Below are 20,082 nucleotides of genomic sequence, written 5' to 3'. Positions count from 1 at the left end.
TTCTGATTTCACCGTTTGGCGAATATGCGCTAGAAGCGGCGCATGCTCGGACGCATCTTCACCGTCGGTGGGTACACGCTGCTGTCGCGGCTGACCGGATTCGCGCGCGACATCATGCTTGCCGCCATTCTCGGCGCGGGACCGGTGGCGGACGCGTTTTTCGTGGCGCTGCGGCTGCCCAATCATTTTCGCGCGATCTTCGCCGAGGGCGCCTTCAACGCCGCCTTCGTGCCGGCCTATGCGCATCTGCACGGCAAGGGCGAAGCGTCGGCGCGGCTGTTCGCCGACCGCATCTTCACGCTGCTGTTTGCCGTCCAGCTCATCCTCCTGGTTCTGGCCTGGTGGTTCATGCCGGAGGTGATCGCGATTCTCGCGCCGGGTTTCAAGGACGATCCGGCGCGCGGTGAACTCGCGATATCGCTGACGCGGATTACGTTTCCGTATCTGCTGCTGATCACGCTGGTGACGCTGTATGGCGGGATGCTCAACGTGATGCACCGCTTCGCCAGCGCAGCCGCGGCGCCGATCTTTCTCAATTTGTCGATGATGGCGACGTTGGCGTTGGCTGCGTTTTTTCCCGGCGCGGGCTACGCCGCCGCGTGGGGCGTCCTGCTCGCCGGCATACTTGAATTCCTGCTGCTGGCCGGCGACGCGGCAAGGACCGGGATCCTGCCGAAGTTTGCCATACCTCGGCTCGACGAGGACGTTCGGGCGTTCTTTCGAGCCCTCGGACCTGCGACCATCGGGTCAATGGGAACGCAGATCGCAATGTTCGCCGATACCATCATCGCCACCTTTTTGGCAGCCGGCGCGCTTTCGGCGCTGTACTACGCCGACCGCCTCTTTCAGTTGCCAATCGGCGTGATCGGAATTGCTATTGGCACCGTGCTATTGCCGGAAATGTCGCGGCGCCTCACCGCGAACGATGTCGCCGGCGCATCCGCCGCGCAGCGGCGGGCGTTCGAATTCTCATTGTTGTTCTCGGTGCCGTTCGTCGCCGCTTTCCTCACCGTGCCTGATGTCATCATGCGCGCGATGTTCGCCCGGGGGGCGTTCTCAAAGGCGGATGCGATGGCTGCGGGCGCCACACTGGCGGCGTATGCGATCGGGCTCATTCCGTTCGTGACCATCCGCAGCGCGGTGGCGACCTTCTATGCCCGCCACGACACGGCGACGCCGGTCAAGGCGGCGCTGACCGGCGTCGCCGTCAACGTGGCGCTCAAGATTGCGCTGATGGGCCCGCTGGCGCAGATCGGTCTTGCCCTCGCTACCGCCATCGGTGCCTGGGTCAATCTGCTCTTGGTGCTCGCCTTCGCGGTGCGGGCCGGCTACCTCGAACTGGACCGTAGCTGGTTGACGTCGCTTGCCAAGTTTGCCGCGGCAGGAGCCATCCTGGCCGCCGGGCTATGGGGCACCGCCCGATTCGCCAGTTTCTATTTCGCGCAAATGCACGCCTTCCGCGATGAGACTTCGCTGCTGCTGCTGATCGTGGCCGGCGCGTTCGTTTATGGGGTCGCCATCCTTCTGCTGTTCGGCAGGGGATGGCTGTTCGTGCTGATCCGTGATCGCCAATCCCGGGTCTAAACTTTTGTGAATAAAAGAAATTTTCTGGAATTCGCGCGGCGATCGCGTTGACTCAGTTCATGTCCGCACGCCGGCAAGGCGTCGGCATTGTGGGTCGGGCATCATCAATTTTTCTTGTTGTGCAGATGCGGAAAATCCGGCCGCTGGAATAACGGTCGGGGCAGCAAGCGGATTTGCGCTGGCTCGCGAACCGCTGCAATATAGAACGCTTCCAGATGCGTGATCCGGAAAACGCGGGGACCGGCTTTCCCGAAAGGGATCATGCTCAACAACAAAAGTGAGCGCGGTGACGTTTCCACGAACAATCATCACGCGCTAAGGGGAATTGGAGACAAGATGGCAGCTCCCATCAAGTTCGGCGTCGGTCAAAGCGTTCTCCGCAAGGAAGACGACGCGCTCATCCGCGGCAAGGGTCGCTATACCGATGATCACTCGCCGGCGCCGGCACTGCACGCGCTGATGCTGCGCTCGCCGCATGCGCATGCGAAATTCACCATCAACGTCACCAAGGCCCGCGGGATGCCGGGTGTGGCATTGATTCTGACCGCGGCGGAAGTCGCCGATCTCGGCGATCTGCCGTGCCTGTTCAACCTGGAGACCGATCCGTTCACCAGCCCGCCATACCCGATCCTCGTCAAGGACGAGGTGCGCCATGTCGGCGACGCCGTCGCCTTCGTGGTCGCTGACACCGTCGATCAGGCGCGCGACGCGATCGAGGCGATCGATGTCAAATGGACGCCGCTGCCGGCGGTGGTCGGCGTCGCCAATGCCGTCAAGCCGGGCGCGCCGCAGGTGTGGCCCGACAAGCCCGGCAACGTGCTGTTCGACGTGTCGGTCGGCGACAAGAAGGCGGCGGAAGACGCCTTTGCCAAGGCGCATGCGGTCGCCGAAATAACGGTCGTCAATCCGCGCGTCATCACCAACTTCATGGAGACGCGCGCCGCGGTCGCCGAATACGACGCCAAGCGCGATCATCTGACACTGACGGTCGGCAGCCAGGGCAGCCATCGTCTGCGTGAGATCCTGTGCGGCATGGTGCTGAAGATCCCGATGGAAAAGATGCGCGTGATCTGCCCCGATGTCGGCGGCGGCTTCGGCACCAAACTGTTTCCCTACCGCGAATACGCGCTGATTTCGGTGGCCGCGAAAAAGCTGCGCAAGACCATCAAATGGACCGCCGATCGCTCCGATCACTTCATGGGCGACGCGCAGGGGCGCGACAATGTCACGACCGCGAAGATGGCGCTCGCCGAAGACGGCAAATTCTTAGGCATGGACGTCGACCTGATGGGCGATATGGGCGCCTATCTCTCGACCTTCGGGCCGTACATTCCGCATGGCGGCGCCGGCATGCTGCCCGGGCTTTACGACATCCAGGCCTTCCATTGCCGCGTCCGCACGGTGTTCACCAACACCGTGCCGGTCGATGCCTATCGCGGTGCCGGCCGTCCTGAAGCGGCCTATGTGGTCGAACGCCTGGTCGACGCGGCCGCGCGAAAGCTTGGCATGACGCCGGATGCGATCCGGCGCAAGAACTTCATTTCGCCGAAGGCGATGCCGTACAAGACCGCGACCGGGAAGGTCTACGATTCCGGCGACTTCACGGCGCATATGAAACGCGCAATGGAGGTCGCCAACTGGAAAGAATTTCCCAAGCGCGCCAAGGCCGCGAAGAAGGCCGGCCTCGTGCGCGGCATCGGCATGGCGAGCTATGTCGAGGTCTGCGGCACCATGGGTGAAGAGACCGCCAATGTCGCGCTCGATCCCAATGGCGACATCAATATCCTGATCGGCACCCAGTCGAGCGGGCAGGGCCACCAGACGGCCTACGCGCAACTCGTCGCCGAACAGTTCGGCGTGCCGCCGGAGCGTGTTCACGTCCTGCAGGGCGATACCGATAAGATCCCCACGGGTCTCGGGACCGGCGGTTCGTCGTCGATTCCGACCGGCGGCGTCAGCGTTGAGCGCGCCACGCGCGAGCTCGGCAACAAGCTGAAGGAGATCGCGGCCGAGGCGCTGGAGACCAGCGCCGGCGACCTCGAGATCAGCAATGGCGTCGTGCGCATCGCCGGCACCGATCGTTCGATCAGCTTTGCAGACCTCGCAAAACGTCCGGGCGTCGACTCTTCGAAACTGAATGCGAGCGCGACTTTCGCGCAAGCCGACGGCACCTATCCGAACGGCACGCATCTCGCCGAGGTCGAGATCGATCCGGCAACCGGCATCATCAAGATCATCAACTATGTCATCGTCGATGATTTCGGCGTGACGCTCAATCCACTGTTGCTCGCCGGTCAGGTGCATGGCGGGGCGATGCAGGGCATCGGTCAGGCCTTGATGGAGCAGGCGGTCTATAGCGCAACCGATGGCCAGCTCGTCACCGGCACCTTCATGGACTATGCGGTGCCGCGGGCGTCCGACGGGCCGTCATTCCATTTCGAAACGCACAACGTGCCGTGCACGACCAATCCGCTCGGCGTCAAGGGCGCGGGCGAGGCGGGCGCGATCGGCTCCTGTCCCGCAGTGGTAAATGCGATCATCGAGGGGTTGTGGCGCGAGTACAAGATCGACCACATCGATATGCCGGCCACGGCGGAACGGGTCTGGATCGCGATCCGCGAGGCGCAGAAACGGCATAACCTCTGATATTTTGTCGCAGGCGGAATGAAGCTCCGCCTGCGGTGTTTGCAAACAGCCGGTCCGCACTATCTTGCGGCCGGTGCAAACCCGAATTGAAGGGAATTCAGCCAATGAAGCGGATCGTCGTCGTCGCAGCTGTGCTTGCATTCAGTGCCGGTGCGGTCGTTGCGCAGCAGGATCAGGTCAAGCGGACCCAGGCCATGATGAAGGACAATGGCAAGAACGCGGGCGCGTTGTCGGCGATGGTCAAGGGCGAAAAGCCCTACGACCAGTCGACCGTCAATGCCGCGCTGGCCCAGTTCGAAGACACCGCCAAGGCCCTTCCGACGCTGTTTCCCGAGAGCATGAAAGGTCTTAAGATGGAGGGTGATTACGATCCCTCGCCGAAAATCTGGGAAGACAAGGCCGGCTTCGAGACCCAAATTAAGAACTTCGCCAAGGTCGTCGCCGATGCCAAAGGCAAGGTCAAGAATCTCGACACGCTAAGGGCGGAACTGCCGGTCATCGGCAAACAGTGCAGTGGCTGCCACGAGACATACCGGATCAAGAAAGGCTGATCGCATTCTAACTTTGAGCATGATCTCCGCGCAAATGCGTTCCGCGTTTGTCGCGAGGGAAAACCGTTACACATTTTTCCGGATCATACTCTGACTCAAAAAGGGCGGACGCCGCGTAGCGTCTGCCCTTTTGTGTCAGCCTTTTCTTGTTCTTGTTTACTCGCGTTCGAACCTATCTACTTCGTCACCAAATTTACTTTGGTGACTTGATTTACTTCGTAACCTGGCCGCGAATTTCGCCGCCCGGATTGGCTGCGGTGTGAATGTTGATGTAGTACCTGCCGGCCACGAGGTCTGCGGCTTGCGCATCGGTCAACGTCGCGCTGCCCTCAACCGGGCTCGATGCTGCATTTGGAATGGCGACAGCGACGCCGGCATTCTTGCCGGCTTCCGCGGGACCGTGGAAATGTGCGGCGGTGGCGGGGCCGGACAGGCCGGAATAGGAGAGCTTCCAGCTCAACTTCTTGCTGGCAGGATCGTAGTCGATGTCGGCGGTGCCGGTAGCTGTGCTGGTGTTGGGCGGCACCTGGGATTTGCCGTCGAGCGTCGCCTTCATCTTGTCGGCAAAGGCGGGCCCGGCAAAACCGATCGCTGCCCCCAGCGCAAGCGTGACAAGCATGGTCTTGTTCGACAAGGTGTTTCTCCCTGTTGACGTCAAACGGCTGTGTCACCCTCAAAACAATGGCTTCCCGAGTTTATTCCCGAAATGACCATGACCCGCGAAATTTCGTGGAAGCCTATGGCGCAAACTACGTCATACTGTTCATTGTGAGACGCTTGATGACGGATCTGTGAATGCTGCGACGAGTTCTCTTCGGATTGATTTTGATCGGAGCCATTGGCGCCGGCGTTTACTGGTGGCTGACGATCCCGGCTGTTGTTGCGGCGGCTTCGCTGCCGCCGCGCACGCCGAACCTCGCCAATGGCCTTACAGCGTTCAATGCAGGTGGCTGCTCCTCCTGCCACGCCGTACCCAACCAGCCTGATCGCTTGAATCTCGGCGGCGGGCTCGCAATGCCTTCGCCGTTCGGGACGTTCTACGTTCCCAACATCTCGTCCGATCCCACTTACGGCATTGGCCGCTGGAGCGAAGCGGATTTCGTCACCGCGGTGCTGAAGGGGACGTCGCCGGATGGCGCGCATTATTTTCCGGCATTTCCCTACACGTCGTATCAGTTCGCCACCGTGGATGACGTGCGCGATCTCTTCGCTTACCTGAAGACGCTGCCGGCGGTGAGCGGCAAACCGCGCGATCACGATGTGCCGTTTCCATTCAACATCCGCCGCAACATCGGCGTATGGAAATGGTTGTTCATGGATCGCAAGCCTCTTGTCGCGGACGCCTCGCGCTCGGCGTCATGGAATCGCGGCGCCTATTTCGTCAACAGTCTGGGCCATTGCGCCGAGTGCCACAGCCCGCGCAATTTTCTCGGCGGCATCGTCGAGGCGCAGCGCTTTGCCGGGGGGCCCAATCCGGAGGGCGAGGGCTGGGTGCCCAACATCACCCAGAAGCGATTGGGCGAGTGGAGTGCGAATGATATCGCCTACTTCCTCGAGACGGGGCAGATGCCGGATGGCGACACTGCCGGCGGATCGATGGTCCGCGTAATCAAGAACACATCGCAATTGCCAGCTGAGGATCGCGCGGCGATCGCTGAATACGTGAAATCGCTGCCGCCGGTCGAAGGGCCACCGCGGCCGACAAAAGCAAAGGAAGGTTGACAGCGGTGACGCCGCGCGCCGTCAGGGCGTCAAGGCGGCGGTCATCGGCTCGCGCCTTTCCGGCAGCGAGGGCACGATCATCAACGGCTTGCGTGGCACGGGCGCAGGCGATGCGGCATTCTTGGTCCGCTTCAATTCCGTGGGTCGTTTAGCTGACGTGATATCGGCGAGCGGGCGGTCGAAGTCGCCGGCGCGATACAGCACAAACCCGCGATCGAAATAGGCGGCTGCGAAGCGCGGATAATACTGTACCCCGAGATTATACGTGGCGAAGGGCGCGACCGGCTCGAAACGGCCGATTGGCGTGGCGCCGGTTTCTTTCGCCGGGGGCTCAGCGGCCAAGGTGGCTGCTCCAGTGATCGAAACGTCCTTCTCTTGCTGGCTACGGGCTTCGTCCCGAGCGGGAGTATCGGGCTGCAGCGCGGCGAGCTGTTGCACGCCATCAGGCATTTCCGCCGCGACGGGCTTTGAAAAAAGTCCGAACAGGGTGTAGCCGCCCACCAGCACCGCCGAGATGATCGTTGCCGCCATGGTGTTTGAGGCGACCTTGTGCATGGTCTCGTAGGTGCGGGTCGCCTTTGTGGCCGGCTCCGGCTGCAGCGCGATGGCGAGCAGATGATCGTAGGTCGCGCGCTGCTCGTTATCGGTCAGGATGTCGTAGGCGCGTACCAGCTCCCTGAACCTCTGCGCAGCCTCTGGATTGTCGGGGTTCAAATCGGGATGCGTCGCCTTCGCGGCCTTGCGGAACGCGGTCCGCAACTCCTCGGCGTCATCACTCGGAAGCGCTCCGAGCAAATCGTACAGCGTCCCCATTTGGTGGTACTCGCGACTGTTCCCCCTCGGAATGTCCCCGCCGCGGAGCTTCCGATTGACGACGCCCAATCTAATGAAAAACTTCAAGGCGGTAGGATGATCCTCATATGGCAAAACAGTGCCGTCAGGGATCCTCGTTAACCATATGTTGCCACGAAGCTATTCGGCCGAGCCTAGCAGGGCGCCGCAGAAGGTTCCAGCCCCGAGATCCATCGCAGGCGCTGCGCGCCAGGACGCGGCCTGGGGCACGTGCTTCGCTTGACAGTGGCGAGGCGGCCGAAGGCGGCGTTGATCGCAGCGATCGGCAAGCCACACGGCGATGAGCCTTCAGCCGGATGGACGGTGACCAATGTTTCGGACAGCAGCGCGCTCCCGGAGACCGCTGGCGTGGTCGCGCGCCGGTAAAGTCAGCGGCGGGTGCTAACCCGTGCCGAATGCCTTGAAGGTGATGATGGTGTGGGTGTCCTGGATGCCCGGAATCACCTGCACCTTCTCGTTGACGAAGTGGCCGATATCGACGTCCTTGTCGACGTAGAATTTGACAAGCAGATCGTAATGGCCGGCGGTCGAATAGATCTCCGAGGCGATCTCGGCCTCTGCAAGGGCATTAGCGACGGTATAGGATTGGCCGAGCTTGCATTTGATCTGGACGAAGAAGGGAACCATCGCTGTCGTCTCCGAATAGGTTGGCCCAATAGGCCAAAAACCGCAGATGATGGCAAGCCAGCTTGCTGCCAACAGGAGGGCGCGTTAGGACAAGCGGTGGCTCGAACATCGGCCTGAACGCCGCATTTTCACGAGACTTCTAATGACTATTCCGATCGCGCTGACCATCGCCGGCTCCGACTCCTCAGGGGGCGCCGGTATTCAGGCTGATCTGAAGACGTTTGCCGCGCTCGGCGCTTACGGCGCCTCGGTGATCACGGCGCTGACCGCGCAGAATACGCAAGGGGTGAGCGGCATCCACCAGGTGCCGGCGGAGTTTGTGACGGCGCAGATCGATGCGGTGTTCTCCGATCTCATCGTCGGCGCCGTCAAGATCGGCATGGTGGCGCAGGTGCCGGTGATCGATGCCATTGCGGCGGGCCTGAAGCGCTGGTCGCCGAAACATGTCGTGCTCGATCCGGTCATGGTTGCAACCTCGGGCGACCGGCTGCTCGCGGAAGAGGCGGTCAACGCGCTGCGAACCAGGCTGATCCCGCTGGCGTCGGTGATCACGCCGAATTTGCCGGAAGCCGCCGCTTTGCTTGACGAACCGATGGCACGAGATACGGCCGCGATCGAACATCAAGGCAGGCGGCTGCTGGCCCTGGGATGCGAGGCTGTGCTGATCAAGGGCGGTCACGGCGAGGGCGCTGAAAGCACCGACTATCTTTTCACTGCTAGCGGCACCATCGCCCTGACCGCCCCACGCATCGCGACCAAGAACACTCATGGCACCGGCTGCTCATTGTCCTCGGCGATTGCCGCGGGGCTCGCAAAGGGGGAGGGCATGGAGACCGCCGTGCGCAACGCCAAGACCTGGGTCACTGCCGCGATCGCCGCCGCAGACCGCTTCAGCGTCGGCCGCGGGCACGGCCCGGTCCATCATTTTCACAAGTTCTATTGAGGCCCGCTCTGCTGTCCCGCCTTTGCGAGGACAGTTGTTGGGGTGCCTCCATGTTTATCTTGCACTGCGGCAAAAAAATTGCACACTTCGGACAGCCGGCCAGTTTCTGAGGGTGCGAGCCGATGTCTTCCGAGACCATGCCATCCCAGACCGAGGCCCGGTCCAATCGCAGCGACGAGGCGCTGGCGCTGGAGGAGGATGCCCGGCTGCGGACGGATATCCGGCTGCTCGGGCGCATTCTCGGCGATACCGTCCGCGACCAGGAGGGCGCCGAGGTGTTCGACCTGGTCGAACGCATCAGGCAGACCTCGATCCGATTCCACCGGGATGAAGACAAGCTGGCGCGGCGCGAGCTCGAGACCATCCTCGACAGCATGTCGATCGCTGACACCCTGCGGATCGTTCGCGCCTTCAGCTATTTCTCGCACCTCGCCAACATCGCCGAGGACCAGAACAATATCCGCCAGATGCGCGGGCGAGGCCCCGCGGGACCGCGTCCGAGCACGCTGACGCAGACGCTGGCGCATGCAAAGGCGGCCGGCATCGGTGCCGCCGAGTTGCGCCGCTTCTTCCGTGACGCGCAGGTCAGCCCGGTCCTGACCGCACACCCGACGGAAGTCCGCCGCAAGAGCACGATGGACCGCGAGATGGAGATCGCCGCGCTGCTCGACCGCCGCGAGCGGGTGCAGCTCACCGCGGAGGAAGCCGAGGCCTGCGACGAGCAGCTGCGCCGCGCCGTGCTGACGCTGTGGCAGACCAATCTCTTGCGCCGAACCAAGCTGACAGTGCTGGATGAAGTCTCGAACGGTCTGTCGTTCTACGACTACACCTTCCTGCACGAGGTGCCGCGCCTGCATTGTGCGCTGGAAGACCGGCTGAACCAGGAAGAGGGCGGCGCGCCGGGCGAGCTGGCCTCGTTCCTGACCATGGGAAGCTGGATCGGCGGCGATCGCGACGGCAATCCATTCGTCACGGCCGACGTGATGCGCGGCACGCTGCGCCTGCAGTCGAGCCGCATCATGAGCTTCTATCTGGAAGAGCTGCATGTCCTTGGCTCGGAATTGTCGCTGGCGGCGCATCTTGCCGATGTCTCCGACGAATTGCGCGCGCTGGCCGAGCGCTCGCCCGATACCTCGCCGCACCGGAGCGGCGAACCCTATCGCCTCGCGGTATCCGGCATCTATGCGAGGCTGACCGCGACCGCGCTGCGGCTCGATGTGGAGACCGCGCGCCGGCCGGTTGGCGAAGCCGCGCCATACGCCAGCGCCAAAGAATTCAAAGCCGATCTCGACGTGCTCGATCGTTCGCTGATTGCCAACAATTCCGGCGTGATCGCGCGCGGGCGGCTGCGGCTGCTGCGCCGGGCCGTGGATTGCTTCGGCTTCCACCTCGCCCGGCTCGACATCAGGCAGAACTCCGCAGTGCATGAGCGCACCGTGGCCGAGCTGCTCGATGCGGCGATTCCTGGCATGTCCTACATGGCCTTGGGCGAGGAGGCGCGCGTCAATCTGCTGCTCAGCGAGCTGCGCAGCGCCAGACCGCTCAGCTCGGTCTTCGTCAAGTACAGCGAGGAGACGCTAGGAGAGCTCGCGGTGTTTCGCGCCGCCGCCGAGGCGCATGCGCGGTTCGGACCCGACGTCATCCACCAATGCATCATCTCCATGTGCAAGGGCATGTCCGACATGCTGGAGGTGGCGGTGCTGCTCAAGGAAGTCGGGCTGATCAACCCGTCCGGCCGCAGCGCCGTGAACATCGTGCCACTGTTCGAGACCATCGAAGATTTGCAGGCCTCTGCCGGCATCATGGACCGGATGCTGGCGCTGCATGATTACCGCCGTCTCGTTGACAGCCGCGGCGGCATTCAGGAAGTGATGCTCGGCTATTCCGACAGCAACAAGGATGGCGGCTTCGTCACCTCGGGCTGGGAGCTCTATAAGGCCGAGATCGGGTTGGTCGAAGTGTTCGAGCGCCACCACGTCCGGCTGCGGTTGTTTCATGGCCGCGGCGGCTCGGTCGGCCGCGGCGGCGGGCCTTCCTATGACGCAATCATCGCGCAGCCCGGCGGCGCGGTGAACGGTCAGATCCGCATCACCGAGCAAGGCGAGATCATCTCCAGCAAATATTCCAACCCTGAGGTTGGCCGCAGCAACCTGGAAATCCTCGCCGCGGCCACGTTGGAGGCGAGCCTGCTGCATCCGCGCCAGAGCGCGCCGCGCAAGGAATATCTGACCGCGATGGAGCAGCTCTCGGCGCTCGCCTTCAAGGCCTATCGCGGGCTGGTCTACGAGACCGAAGGCTTTGCCGATTATTTCTGGGGCTCAACCGTTATCACCGAAATCTCGACGCTCAACATCGGCAGCCGCCCGGCCTCGCGCAAGAAGACCCGCGAGATCGAGGACCTGCGCGCTATTCCCTGGGTGTTCAGTTGGGCGCAGTGCCGGCTGATGCTGCCGGGCTGGTACGGTTTCGGCTCTGCAGTTGAGACGTGGATCGCGGAGCATCCGGAGCAGGGCATGCCGTTCCTGCAGGAGCTCTACCGGGAATGGCCATTCTTCCGCACACTATTGTCGAACATGGACATGGTGCTTGCCAAGAGCTCGATCGCGATCGCCTCGCGCTATGCCGAACTGGTGCCTGATGTGAAGCTGCGCGACAGCATCTTTGGGCGCATCCGGCGCGAATGGCATTCCTCGATCGAGACGCTGCTCGATATCATGGGACACGAGCGGCTTCTGCAGGGCAACCCGCTGCTCGAACGCTCGATCCGCAACCGCTTCCCCTATCTCGATCCGCTCAACCACGTGCAGGTGGAGCTGCTAAAGGAGCATCGCGCGCAGAACCCGGACGAACAGGTGCTGCGCGGGATTCAGCTTACGATCAACGGTATATCGGCCGGCTTGCGGAATAGCGGGTGAGGTGAGGGGGCGCGACGGCCTCGCCCCGTCATTGCGAGCGAAGCGAAGCAATCCACCTCTCCAAATACGCGGATGGATGGATTGCTTCGTCGCTTCGCTACTCGCAATGACGACTGTGAGTGTAGATCCGCCTTTTATGACGCTGTTGACGTCTCAGAGCCTCTCACGGCTTCATCGCACCTTGCGCACTGGTGTAGACGGCATAGAGCGATGACGAGCCGCAGATGTAGAGCCTATTCCGCTGCTGGCCGCCGAAGCACAGATTGGCGACAGTTTCCGGTATGTGGATCTTGCCGAGGAGATCGCCGTCAGGCGTGTAGCAGCGCACGCCGTCTTCGTTCGGATCGCCCCAACCTACGGAGCACCAAAGGCGCCCGGCCGTGTCGCAGCGCAGCCCGTCGGTAATGCTGGGCTTGGGCATCTCCGCAAAGACCTTGCTGTTCGAAAGCTTTCCGGCGGCGAGATCCACATCGAACACGCGGATATGCGACGGGTTGTCCGGCCCGTCGGTGAAGCCGGTATCGCAGATATAGAGCTTCTTCTCGTCAGGCGAGAAGCAAAGGCCGTTCGGCTGCACGAAGTCATCGACCACCATCTTGATGTCGCCGGATTTCGGATCCACCCGGTAGACGTTTTTCTTTTCCTGCTCGGGCTCGGCCTTGATGCCCTCGTAATAGCCGCCGATACCGTAGGCTGGGTCGCAGAACCAGATCGAACCGTCGGCCGCGACGACCGCGTCATTCGGCGAGTTCAGCTTCTTGCCGTTGTATTTGTCGGCGATGATGGTGATCGAGCCGTCGAGTTCGGTCCGGGTCACGCGGCGGCCGGAATGCTCGCAGGTGATCAAGCGTCCTTCGCGATCTATGGTGTTGCCGTTGGAGTTCATCGACGGCTGCCGATAGACGCTGAGATGGCCGTCATCTTCCGAAAAGCGCATGATGCGGTTGTTGGGAATGTCGGAGAACAGCACGTAGCGCCCCGCCGGAAAGTAGACCGGGCCTTCGGCCCAGCGGAACCCGGTCGCGACGCGCTCGACCGCCATGGTGCCGGCAAAGGCCGGAAAGCCTGTCGGCCCGAACGAAACCTTCGGCTTCTTCATCGACTCCAGGCGAGCATCCGGATAGCGGGCGCCGGGAAGCGGGCCGAGCGGCAGGGGCTGCGTTGCCGTGGTCGGCGCGGCGGTCTGGCCGAGCGGCGCGACCGAGGCGGCAGAAGCCGTCTTCACCGTCACGGCGGAGGCGGCAAGCGCTGCTGCGCCCGTCAGTATCTTGCGACGGTCAAAGCCGCCGCCCTGTTGCTGGGGATCGGAAAAGGTCAGCGAGGTTGTCATGATTTCCTCCCGTGTATTTTTTGTTTGGGAGGAAAAACATCAGCCCGCATTCCGGCATAAAGCGGGCGGGCGTGTATGAAACGACCTGATTCCGTCATTGCGAGCCAGCGGGTCGCGCGAACGCGCGCCCGATGACACTCTCCGCGAAGCAATCCATCTCTCCGAGTGCGCGGACGCATGGATTGCTTCGTCGCTTTCGTTCCTCGCAATGACGGCGGTGCGTTGGGAAGCACGCGCTCAGATCGGATCCCAGGTGAAGATATCAGCCGAGCGGTCGAGCTTGGAGAACGATCCCTTCAGCGCCGGCATGCCGTGTTCGGCGATGGTCTGCGGCGTCCAGCCTTCGCCGCGGTGAACCGAACGCACCGGACGATTCTGGCTGAACAGGAATATCTCGTTCATGCGCACGCCGAAGATTTGTCCAGTGACGTCCTTGGCGGCATCCGAGAGCAGATGGGCGCACAGCGGCGCGATCTTCTCCGGGCCCATCTGCTTGATCTTCTCGACGCGCGCCTTCTCGGCTTCCGTCTCAGTCGGAATGGTGCCGATCATGCGAGTCCAGGCAAACGGCGAAACGCAGTTGGAGCGCACGTTGAAGCGGCCCATGTCGAGCGCGATCGACTTCGACAGGCCGACGATGCCGAGCTTGGCGGCGGCGTAGTTGGCCTGTCCGAAATTGCCGATCAGGCCTGAGGTGGAGGTGAAGTGCACGAAGGAGCCGCTCTCCTGCTCGCGGAACAGCCGCGCCGCGGCGTGAGAGACATAGAACGAGCCCATCAGGTGTACCTTGATGACGGCCTCGAACGCTTCCACGCTCATCTTGTGGAAGATCATGTCGCGCAGAATGCCGGCATTGTTGACGACGCCGTCGAGCCGGCCAAAGTGATCGGTCGCGGTCTTGACGATCTTGCTGGCGGGGATCGCTTCCGCCACCGACTCGAAATTGGCGACTGCGGTGCCGCCGCGCTTCTTGATCTCCTCGACTACCTCCTCGGCGGGCGCAGCGCTCGAACCGGCGCCATCAGCAGCACCGCCGGGGTCATTGACGACGACCTTGGCGCCCTCGGCGGCGCACAGCAGCGCAATCTCCCGGCCGATGCCGCGGCCTGCGCCGGTGACGATGATGACTTTGTCTTGCAGTGATTTTGTCATGATGCTTTCCATCCTTTGTTTGATGGCCGAGCCAGAACTCCACTCGTCATGCGCGGGCTTGACCCGCGCATCCATCTTTCTTCAGAAGAAGATGGATTGCCGGGTCAAGCCCGGCAATGACGGATTGAGCGCCCGCGCCAGCCATTTCTAACGTTCGTTCGTAAAGATGATCGTGCCACTTGCGGCGAACATGCCGCCGACGCCGTGGCAGACCGAGATCTTTGCATTCGGTACCTGCGCCGGGGCGATACCGCGCATCTGCCGCACGCTTTCCTGCAGCGCGTACATGCCGTACATGCCGGAGTGCATATAGCTGAGGCCGCCGCCATTGGTGTTGAGCGGCAGCTTGCCGCCGGGGCGGGTATTGCCGTCGGCGATGAACTTGCCGGTCTCTTCGTGTGGCATGAAGCCGAGGTCGCCGAGGCCGTAGAGCGGCAGATGTGCAAAGGCGTCGTAGATCATCAGGTGATCGACGTCCTTGTGGGTGATGCCGGCTTCCTTGAAGGCGGTGGGGCCGGCGACCTTGAATGCGCGCGAGGAGTTGAACGTCTCCATCTGGCTGACCATCGGCGTTTCCACGCTCTCGCCGGTGCCGAGGATGTAGACCGGCTTCTTCGGAAAATCCTTGGCGCGGTCGGCGGCGGTGAGGATCAGCGCGCCGCCGCCGTCAGTGACGAGACAGCACTGTAGCAGGCGGAACGGGTAGGCGATCATGCGCGAGTTGAGGACATCGGCGACCGTGATCGGCTCCTTCATCATGGCGCGCGGATTCTTCGCGGCCCATTCGCGCTGCACGACCGCCACCATGGCGAGCTGCTCATGGGTGATGCCGTAGGTCTTCATGAAGCGCAGCACGGGGATCGGGAACATGCTGGGCGGGCCGAACACCCCGAACGGCGCTTCGAACTGGCCCTGCAGGCTGTCGGCCGGGATCGAGCGCGGCAGTTTGCCGATCATCGACTTGCCGCTTTCGGCATGCGTGATCAGCACGGTCTTGCAGAGGCCGGCTTCGATGGCCGCGGCGGCGTGGCGGACGTGCAGCATGAACGAACAACCGCCGACCGAGGTGCCGTCGACCCAGGTCGGCGTGATGCCGAGGTAATGAGCGATTTGCTGCGGGGTTTCGACGGCTGTGGCGATGCCGTCGATGTCGGAGAGTTTCAGCCCGGCGTCCGCAATGGCGTTGAGCGCGGCATCCGCGTGCAGCTGGATCTGTGACATGTTGGGGATGACGCCGAGTTCGGTGGTCTCGGCAGCGCCGACAATAGCGACCTGGTTTCTGCGCATGGTGCTTAGCCCTTCGCCGGACGGAACAGGGGAAGGGTGATCTTGTCGTCAAGTTTTTCGAACGCGACCTCGAGCTTCATATCGAGCTCCAACGCCTCCGGCGTCTGCGGACAGTCGATGATGTTGCTCATCATGCGCGGGCCTTCGTCGAGCTCAACGACCGCGATCGCGTAGGGCGGGGTGAAGCCGGGCGCAGCCGGGCGATGGTTGATGACGTAGCTATAAAGCTTGCCCTTGCCGCTCGCCTTGAACACGGAAACCTTGCGCGAGGCGCAGGAGGGGCAGAACGGGCGCGGCGGGAAATAGACATTGGCGCAGGCATCGCAGCGCTGCAGACGCAATTCGCCGACCTGCGTTCCATCCCAGAAATGCTGGGTTTCGGGTGTGGGCTTTGGTCTCGCGCGGGCGGGCTCGGCCATATCGGCAATTTCTCCTCGGGAGGTCGGGCGTTTGCTTAGCTGTTGCGGCCTTGATGCGCCATTTGGCTGTTGCCCGTCAACGGTTCAGCGGCAGCGGCGATCGCATGGCCGCATTCCTGCGGGCCGAGAGCGCTTGTATGCCACCCCATCATCGGAGATAGTCCGCGCCACGGTAAATTGCTCCACTCCGGAAGCGATTCAGAGAGACGATCAAGAGAACCATGCCTGACCATCCGACGCTTGCGAGCCTTGCCGCCGATCTCGATGCCGGACGCACCACCGCGCGCAAACTGGTCGAGGAATGTCTCGCGCGCATTGCCGACCCTTCCGGAGAGGGCGCGCGCACCTTCATCCATGTCGACAAGGACGCCGCGCTGTCGGCCGCCGACGCGATGGATCACTTGCGCAAAGCCAATGCCGCGCCGTCGCCTTATGCCGGCATTCCCGTCTCGATCAAGGACCTGTTCGACATCAAGGGGCAGGTGACGCGTGCCGGCTCCCGCGCGCTGGAGGATTCGGCTCCTGCCGAGGCCGATGCGCCCGTGGTGGCGCGGCTGCGGCGGGCCGGCTTCATCGTGATCGGCCGCACCAACATGACCGAGTTCGCCTATTCCGGCATCGGCATCAATCCGCACTACGGCACGCCGAAGAGCGTGTTCAATCGCAGCGTCGGCCATGTGCCGGGCGGCTCCTCCTCGGGCGCGGCGGTGTCGATCGCCGATCGCATGGCCTATGGCGCGCTCGGCACCGATACCGGCGGCTCCTGCCGGATCCCGGCGGCCTATAATGGCATCGTCGGCTACAAGCCGACGCAGCGCCGCGTGCCGCTCACAGGCGGCGTACCGCTGTCGTCCTCGCTCGACAGTTTTGGGCCGCTGGCGCGTAGCGTCGCCTGCTGCGCGGTGCTCGACGCCGTGCTGGCCGATGAAGCCATGCAGCCGTTGCAGCCACGCCCGATCAGGGGCATGCGGCTCGCGGTACCGACGACGATTGCGCTCGATGATCTCGACGATGAGGTCGCTAAAACGTTTGAGCGCGCGCTGGCGACGCTGTCGCGGCAGGGCGCCTTGATCGAGCGCATCGAGGTGCCGGAATTCAATGACGTCCTCGTCATGAATAGCAAGGGCGGATTTGCCGCCGCGGAGAGTTTTGCGTGGCACCGCTACCTGCTCGCCAGCAAGGGAGATGTCTACGATCCCCGCGTTCGCGTCCGCATCCTGCGCGGCGAAAGCATCAGCGCCGCCGACTATATCGATATTTTGGACGCGCGCCGCTCGTTCATTGCGCGGACCGAAAAGCGGATCGCGCCTTATGACGCGCTGGTGCTGCCGACCACCGCCAACGCGCCACCGAAAATCGCCGATCTTGCCGACGACCAAGCTTTTGCCACGCAAAATTTGCGCTCCTTGCGCAACTGCACGCTGATCAACATGCTCGATGGCTGCGCGATCTCGCTGCCGGCGCATCGCGAAGGCGAAATGCCGGTCGGGCTGATGCTCGCCGCCGCTGGCGGTTCAGACCGCCGTATCTTCGAGCTCGCGGCCGGAATGGAGGACATCATCCGTGTTTGACCTGACCTTCAACGTCGATGATAAGGGTATGCTGACGCCGTTGACGCTGGCGATCGATCAGGCCGTCATCGCCGGCTGGACCGGGCGCGATCCGGTGGCACGCGACAAGCACATCGCCGAACTCGAAGCGCTCGGCATCGCGCGCCCCGCGACCACGCCGATCTACTACCGCTGCTCGGCGCGGCGGATTACGCAGGACGACCGCATCGAGGTCTGCGGCGAAAATTCTTCTGGTGAGGTCGAATTCGTGCTGATCGGCTGGCAGGGTCGCATCTTCGTCGGCTGCGGCTCCGATCATACCGACCGCAAGGTGGAGAGCTACAGCGTCACCGTTTCCAAGCAGATGTGCGACAAGCCGGTGGCGTCCGTGCTGTGGGAACTGGAAGAGGTCATCGCCCATTGGGACAAGCTGATCCTGCGTTCCTGGGCCATCATCGGCGGTGCGCGCGTGCTCTATCAGGAGGGCACGCTGGATGCGATGCTGCCGGTGAAGGAGCTGATCGAGCGAGGTTTCGGCGGCAAAGGCCTGCCCGATGGCTGCGCCATGTTCGGCGGCACCTTTGCAGCCAAGGGCGGCATCCGCCCGGCCAGCCGGTTCGAGTTCGAGCTGGAGGATCCCGTGCTGAGACGGAAGATCAGCCACGGCTATGATGTGATCACGATGCCGGTGTTGGGGTAGCATTCCGCTCCAACCACCGTCATTGCAAGGAGCGAAGCGGACGAAGCAATCCATCTATCCCCGAGCTGCGGTATGGATTGCTTCGCGGAGCCTGTCATCGGGCGCGCATTCGCGCGACCCGGTGGCTCGCAATGACGGGGATGGAACTCGTCGGAAATCGGGTGGTTTTGTTGTGGCCTGATTGCGAAATTTCCCGCCATGAGAGCAACCGCAAGAACTATCGACCGTCCGCTCACCATCGCCGCCCGCGTCGACGCCATCGACTGGGCGCAGGTAGACGCTGATCTCGACGCGCAGGGCTGCGCCGTCCTGAAGGGATTGCTGTCGCCGGAAGAATGCGCGGCGCTGGCCGTGCTCTATCCCGACGACAAGCACTTCCGCAGCCGGATCGTGATGGGCCGTCACGGCTTCGGCCGCGGCGAGTACAAATATTTCGCGTATCCGCTGCCGAAGCTGATCGCGGAACTGCGGCCCGCGCTCTATGTGCGGCTCTGCGACACGGCCAATCGCTGGAACGAGACGATGGGGATCGATATCCGTTATCCCGACCGGCACGAGGCTTTTCTGAAGCGCTGCCACGACGCCGGGCAGACGCGGCCGACTCCGCTGCTGCTGCAATATGGCGAGGGTGACTACAATTGCCTGCATCAGGATCTCTATGGCGAGCATGTGTTTCCGCTGCAGGTCGCGATCCTGCTGTCGGAGCCGGGGCGCGATTTCGACGGCGGCGAGTTCGTGCTGACCGAGCAGCGGCCGCGGATGCAGTCGCGGCCCGAAGTGGTGCCGCTCAGGCAAGGCGATGCGGTCGCGCTTGCTGTGCATCACCGTCCCGTGCAGGGGACGCGCGGGCCGTACCGCGTTAATCTGCGCCACGGCGTCAGCCGTATCAGATCCGGCCATCGCCACACCGTCGGCGTGATCTTCCACGATGCCAAATGAGCGCGAATTGAATTGACTACGGATTTGTTCGACGTCGTTCCCGATGTGCGCCCATCGCGCGAGGCGATGGCGGATGGCGCGGTGCTACTGCGCGGCTTTGCGCGACCGTTCGAAGCCGAGCTGCTTCCGGCACTGCGCGAGATCGTCAAACAGGCACCGTTCCGGCATCTGATCACACCGGGCGGCCACCGCATGTCGGTCGCGATGACCAATTGCGGCAGCGTCGGCTGGGTGTCGGACCACACTGGTTATCGATATGACGCCATCGATCCCGAATCCGGACAGAAGTGGCCGGCGATGCCGCCTGTGCTGCGCAAACTCGCGGCCGACGCTGCGGCGGACGCCGGGTTCAACAGCTTCGGGCCGGAGGCCTGCCTGATCAATCGCTATGTGCCCGGCGCGAAGCTGTCGCTACATCAGGACAAGGACGAACTCGATTTTGATGCGCCGATCGTCTCGGTCTCGCTTGGGCTACCAGCGATCTTCCTGTTCGGCGGCCCAAAGCGCGCCGACAAGCCTGCGCGCTACCGGCTGGAGCATGGCGACGTTGTGATCTGGGGCGGCCCGTCGCGGCTGTTTTTTCACGGCGTGGCGCCGCTCGCCGACGGCGAGCACCCCGTGATGGGGCGGCAGCGGATCAATCTGACATTTCGCAAAGCGCGGTGACTCGTGTCCCGGACGCGGTGCAGCGCTCCCGGCGATGCGAAGCATCGTCCGGTGCGCTGCGCCGCAGAGCCGGGACCCATGGTGCCCCACGTGAATGGGCCCCGGCCTAGCAGCGCACCGTTTCACGCTGCGCTGCATCCGGGGCACGAGACCGCATCGGATCGCTTTTCAGCGAAGTGTCCGCTGGTCTATGCTCCCC

Annotated in this window: 18 protein-coding genes; 11 read left to right on the top strand and 7 right to left on the bottom strand. The window is 63.1% G+C overall.

The annotated features are described in order from the left end of the window. Nucleotides 1–42: 42 nt before the first annotated feature. From murJ to J6524_RS23355, 3 genes are all read left to right on the top strand, one after another. A complete protein-coding gene (murJ, locus tag J6524_RS23365) occupies nucleotides 43–1,584 on the top strand; it encodes a murein biosynthesis integral membrane protein MurJ (RefSeq protein ID WP_225674857.1) in 1,542 nt (513 codons plus the stop codon). A 336-nt stretch (nucleotides 1,585–1,920) separates the two neighbouring features. Continuing rightward, nucleotides 1,921–4,230 carry a xanthine dehydrogenase family protein molybdopterin-binding subunit gene (locus tag J6524_RS23360; RefSeq protein ID WP_225674855.1) on the top strand — a complete coding sequence of 770 codons (2,310 nt, stop codon included), beginning with the start codon at nucleotides 1,921–1,923 and terminating at the stop codon, nucleotides 4,228–4,230. A gap of 104 nt (nucleotides 4,231–4,334) precedes the next feature. After that, the gene (locus J6524_RS23355) at nucleotides 4,335–4,781 is read left to right on the top strand and encodes a c-type cytochrome (protein ID WP_225674853.1); all 447 of its coding nucleotides are present in this window, start codon (nucleotides 4,335–4,337) and stop codon (nucleotides 4,779–4,781) included. 211 nt (nucleotides 4,782–4,992) lie between these two features. Here J6524_RS23355 and J6524_RS23350 read toward each other — a convergent pair whose 3' ends face one another. After that, a complete protein-coding gene (locus J6524_RS23350; RefSeq protein WP_225675243.1) occupies nucleotides 4,993–5,400 on the bottom strand; it encodes a CHRD domain-containing protein in 408 nt (135 codons plus the stop codon). Between the two features lie 176 nt (nucleotides 5,401–5,576). On the opposite strand from J6524_RS23350, the gene J6524_RS23345 reads away from it, so the two are divergent. Next, nucleotides 5,577–6,503, top strand: coding sequence for a c-type cytochrome (locus J6524_RS23345; protein ID WP_225674851.1), 927 nt, complete (start codon nucleotides 5,577–5,579; stop codon nucleotides 6,501–6,503). A gap of 21 nt (nucleotides 6,504–6,524) precedes the next feature. Here the strand turns inward: J6524_RS23345 and J6524_RS23340 are convergent, their stop codons facing one another. Continuing rightward, nucleotides 6,525–7,316, bottom strand: coding sequence for a J domain-containing protein (locus J6524_RS23340; RefSeq protein WP_225674849.1), 792 nt, complete (start codon nucleotides 7,314–7,316; stop codon nucleotides 6,525–6,527). A 420-nt stretch (nucleotides 7,317–7,736) separates the two neighbouring features. Continuing rightward, entirely contained in the window at nucleotides 7,737–7,982 is a 246-nt protein-coding gene (locus tag J6524_RS23335) for an Lrp/AsnC ligand binding domain-containing protein (protein ID WP_225674847.1), read from the bottom strand. Between the two features lie 142 nt (nucleotides 7,983–8,124). Between J6524_RS23335 and thiD the strand changes: the two genes are divergently transcribed. Next, nucleotides 8,125–8,925 (top strand): bifunctional hydroxymethylpyrimidine kinase/phosphomethylpyrimidine kinase, encoded by an 801-nt coding sequence (gene thiD, locus J6524_RS23330; protein WP_225674845.1) that lies wholly within the window; start codon nucleotides 8,125–8,127, stop codon nucleotides 8,923–8,925. Between the two features lie 122 nt (nucleotides 8,926–9,047). Continuing rightward, on the top strand, nucleotides 9,048–11,840 hold the full coding sequence (gene ppc / locus J6524_RS23325; RefSeq protein ID WP_225674843.1) for a phosphoenolpyruvate carboxylase: 2,793 nt from the start codon (nucleotides 9,048–9,050) through the stop codon (nucleotides 11,838–11,840). A gap of 163 nt (nucleotides 11,841–12,003) precedes the next feature. On the opposite strand, the gene J6524_RS23320 is transcribed toward ppc, so the two are convergent. Together J6524_RS23320 and J6524_RS23315 are read right to left on the bottom strand one after the other, a co-directional pair. Next, entirely contained in the window at nucleotides 12,004–12,939 is a 936-nt protein-coding gene (locus tag J6524_RS23320) for an SMP-30/gluconolactonase/LRE family protein (protein ID WP_376712070.1), read from the bottom strand. Nucleotides 12,940–13,407: 468 nt separating this feature from the next. Then, nucleotides 13,408–14,322 (bottom strand): SDR family oxidoreductase, encoded by a 915-nt coding sequence (locus tag J6524_RS23315; RefSeq protein WP_225674839.1) that lies wholly within the window; start codon nucleotides 14,320–14,322, stop codon nucleotides 13,408–13,410. Between J6524_RS23315 and J6524_RS23310 the strand changes: the two genes are divergently transcribed. Continuing rightward, a complete protein-coding gene (locus J6524_RS23310) occupies nucleotides 14,321–14,473 on the top strand; it encodes a hypothetical protein (RefSeq protein ID WP_225674837.1) in 153 nt (50 codons plus the stop codon). The genes J6524_RS23315 and J6524_RS23310 overlap by 2 nt on opposite strands. Here the strand turns inward: J6524_RS23310 and J6524_RS23305 are convergent. Together J6524_RS23305 and J6524_RS23300 are read right to left on the bottom strand one after the other, a co-directional pair. Then, nucleotides 14,470–15,609 (bottom strand): thiolase C-terminal domain-containing protein, encoded by a 1,140-nt coding sequence (locus J6524_RS23305; protein ID WP_225674835.1) that lies wholly within the window; start codon nucleotides 15,607–15,609, stop codon nucleotides 14,470–14,472. The two genes, J6524_RS23310 and J6524_RS23305, sit on opposite strands and share 4 nt — an antisense overlap. Nucleotides 15,610–15,614: 5 nt before the next feature. After that, nucleotides 15,615–16,028: a Zn-ribbon domain-containing OB-fold protein gene (locus J6524_RS23300; protein ID WP_225674832.1), complete on the bottom strand. Its 414-nt coding sequence runs from the start codon at nucleotides 16,026–16,028 to the stop codon at nucleotides 15,615–15,617. 221 nt (nucleotides 16,029–16,249) lie between these two features. On the opposite strand from J6524_RS23300, the gene J6524_RS23295 reads away from it, so the two are divergent. The 4 genes from J6524_RS23295 to alkB all read left to right on the top strand — a co-directional run bounded on the left by J6524_RS23295 (nucleotide 16,250) and on the right by alkB (nucleotide 19,883). Further along, nucleotides 16,250–17,599: an amidase gene (locus J6524_RS23295; RefSeq protein WP_225674830.1), complete on the top strand. Its 1,350-nt coding sequence runs from the start codon at nucleotides 16,250–16,252 to the stop codon at nucleotides 17,597–17,599. Continuing rightward, the gene (locus tag J6524_RS23290; protein ID WP_225674828.1) at nucleotides 17,592–18,278 is read left to right on the top strand and encodes a DUF2848 domain-containing protein; all 687 of its coding nucleotides are present in this window, start codon (nucleotides 17,592–17,594) and stop codon (nucleotides 18,276–18,278) included. The genes J6524_RS23295 and J6524_RS23290 overlap by 8 nt, the downstream gene beginning before the upstream one ends. A gap of 198 nt (nucleotides 18,279–18,476) precedes the next feature. Then, on the top strand, nucleotides 18,477–19,217 hold the full coding sequence (locus J6524_RS23285; RefSeq protein WP_225674827.1) for a 2OG-Fe(II) oxygenase: 741 nt from the start codon (nucleotides 18,477–18,479) through the stop codon (nucleotides 19,215–19,217). A 12-nt stretch (nucleotides 19,218–19,229) separates the two neighbouring features. After that, the gene (gene alkB, locus J6524_RS23280) at nucleotides 19,230–19,883 is read left to right on the top strand and encodes a DNA oxidative demethylase AlkB (RefSeq protein ID WP_225674825.1); all 654 of its coding nucleotides are present in this window, start codon (nucleotides 19,230–19,232) and stop codon (nucleotides 19,881–19,883) included. Nucleotides 19,884–20,082: the final 199 nt, after the last annotated feature.

The sequence above is a fragment of the Bradyrhizobium hereditatis genome, from assembly GCF_020329435.1.
GTDB classification, from domain to species: domain Bacteria; phylum Pseudomonadota; class Alphaproteobacteria; order Rhizobiales; family Xanthobacteraceae; genus Bradyrhizobium; species Bradyrhizobium hereditatis.
Note: the sequence above shows the minus strand (reverse complement) of the source record. Positions and strands in the feature narration are given on the sequence as shown.

Excerpts from the sequence above, each read along its gene's own strand:
- murJ (WP_225674857.1), top strand. The coding sequence starts at position 43 with ATGCTCGGACGCATCTTCACCGTCGGTGGGTACACGCTGCTGTCGCGG.
- J6524_RS23360 (WP_225674855.1), top strand. The coding sequence starts at position 1,921 with ATGGCAGCTCCCATCAAGTTCGGCGTCGGTCAAAGCGTTCTCCGCAAG.
- J6524_RS23355 (WP_225674853.1), top strand. The coding sequence starts at position 4,335 with ATGAAGCGGATCGTCGTCGTCGCAGCTGTGCTTGCATTCAGTGCCGGT.
- J6524_RS23350 (WP_225675243.1), bottom strand. The coding sequence starts at position 5,400 with ATGCTTGTCACGCTTGCGCTGGGGGCAGCGATCGGTTTTGCCGGGCCC.
- J6524_RS23345 (WP_225674851.1), top strand. The coding sequence starts at position 5,577 with ATGCTGCGACGAGTTCTCTTCGGATTGATTTTGATCGGAGCCATTGGC.
- J6524_RS23340 (WP_225674849.1), bottom strand. The coding sequence starts at position 7,316 with ATGGGGACGCTGTACGATTTGCTCGGAGCGCTTCCGAGTGATGACGCC.
- J6524_RS23335 (WP_225674847.1), bottom strand. The coding sequence starts at position 7,982 with ATGGTTCCCTTCTTCGTCCAGATCAAATGCAAGCTCGGCCAATCCTAT.
- thiD (WP_225674845.1), top strand. The coding sequence starts at position 8,125 with ATGACTATTCCGATCGCGCTGACCATCGCCGGCTCCGACTCCTCAGGG.
- ppc (WP_225674843.1), top strand. The coding sequence starts at position 9,048 with ATGTCTTCCGAGACCATGCCATCCCAGACCGAGGCCCGGTCCAATCGC.
- J6524_RS23320 (WP_376712070.1), bottom strand. The coding sequence starts at position 12,939 with ATGAAGAAGCCGAAGGTTTCGTTCGGGCCGACAGGCTTTCCGGCCTTT.
- J6524_RS23310 (WP_225674837.1), top strand. The coding sequence starts at position 14,321 with ATGATGCTTTCCATCCTTTGTTTGATGGCCGAGCCAGAACTCCACTCG.
- J6524_RS23315 (WP_225674839.1), bottom strand. The coding sequence starts at position 14,322 with ATGACAAAATCACTGCAAGACAAAGTCATCATCGTCACCGGCGCAGGC.
- J6524_RS23305 (WP_225674835.1), bottom strand. The coding sequence starts at position 15,609 with ATGCGCAGAAACCAGGTCGCTATTGTCGGCGCTGCCGAGACCACCGAA.
- J6524_RS23300 (WP_225674832.1), bottom strand. The coding sequence starts at position 16,028 with ATGGCCGAGCCCGCCCGCGCGAGACCAAAGCCCACACCCGAAACCCAG.
- J6524_RS23295 (WP_225674830.1), top strand. The coding sequence starts at position 16,250 with ATGCCTGACCATCCGACGCTTGCGAGCCTTGCCGCCGATCTCGATGCC.
- J6524_RS23285 (WP_225674827.1), top strand. The coding sequence starts at position 18,477 with ATGAGAGCAACCGCAAGAACTATCGACCGTCCGCTCACCATCGCCGCC.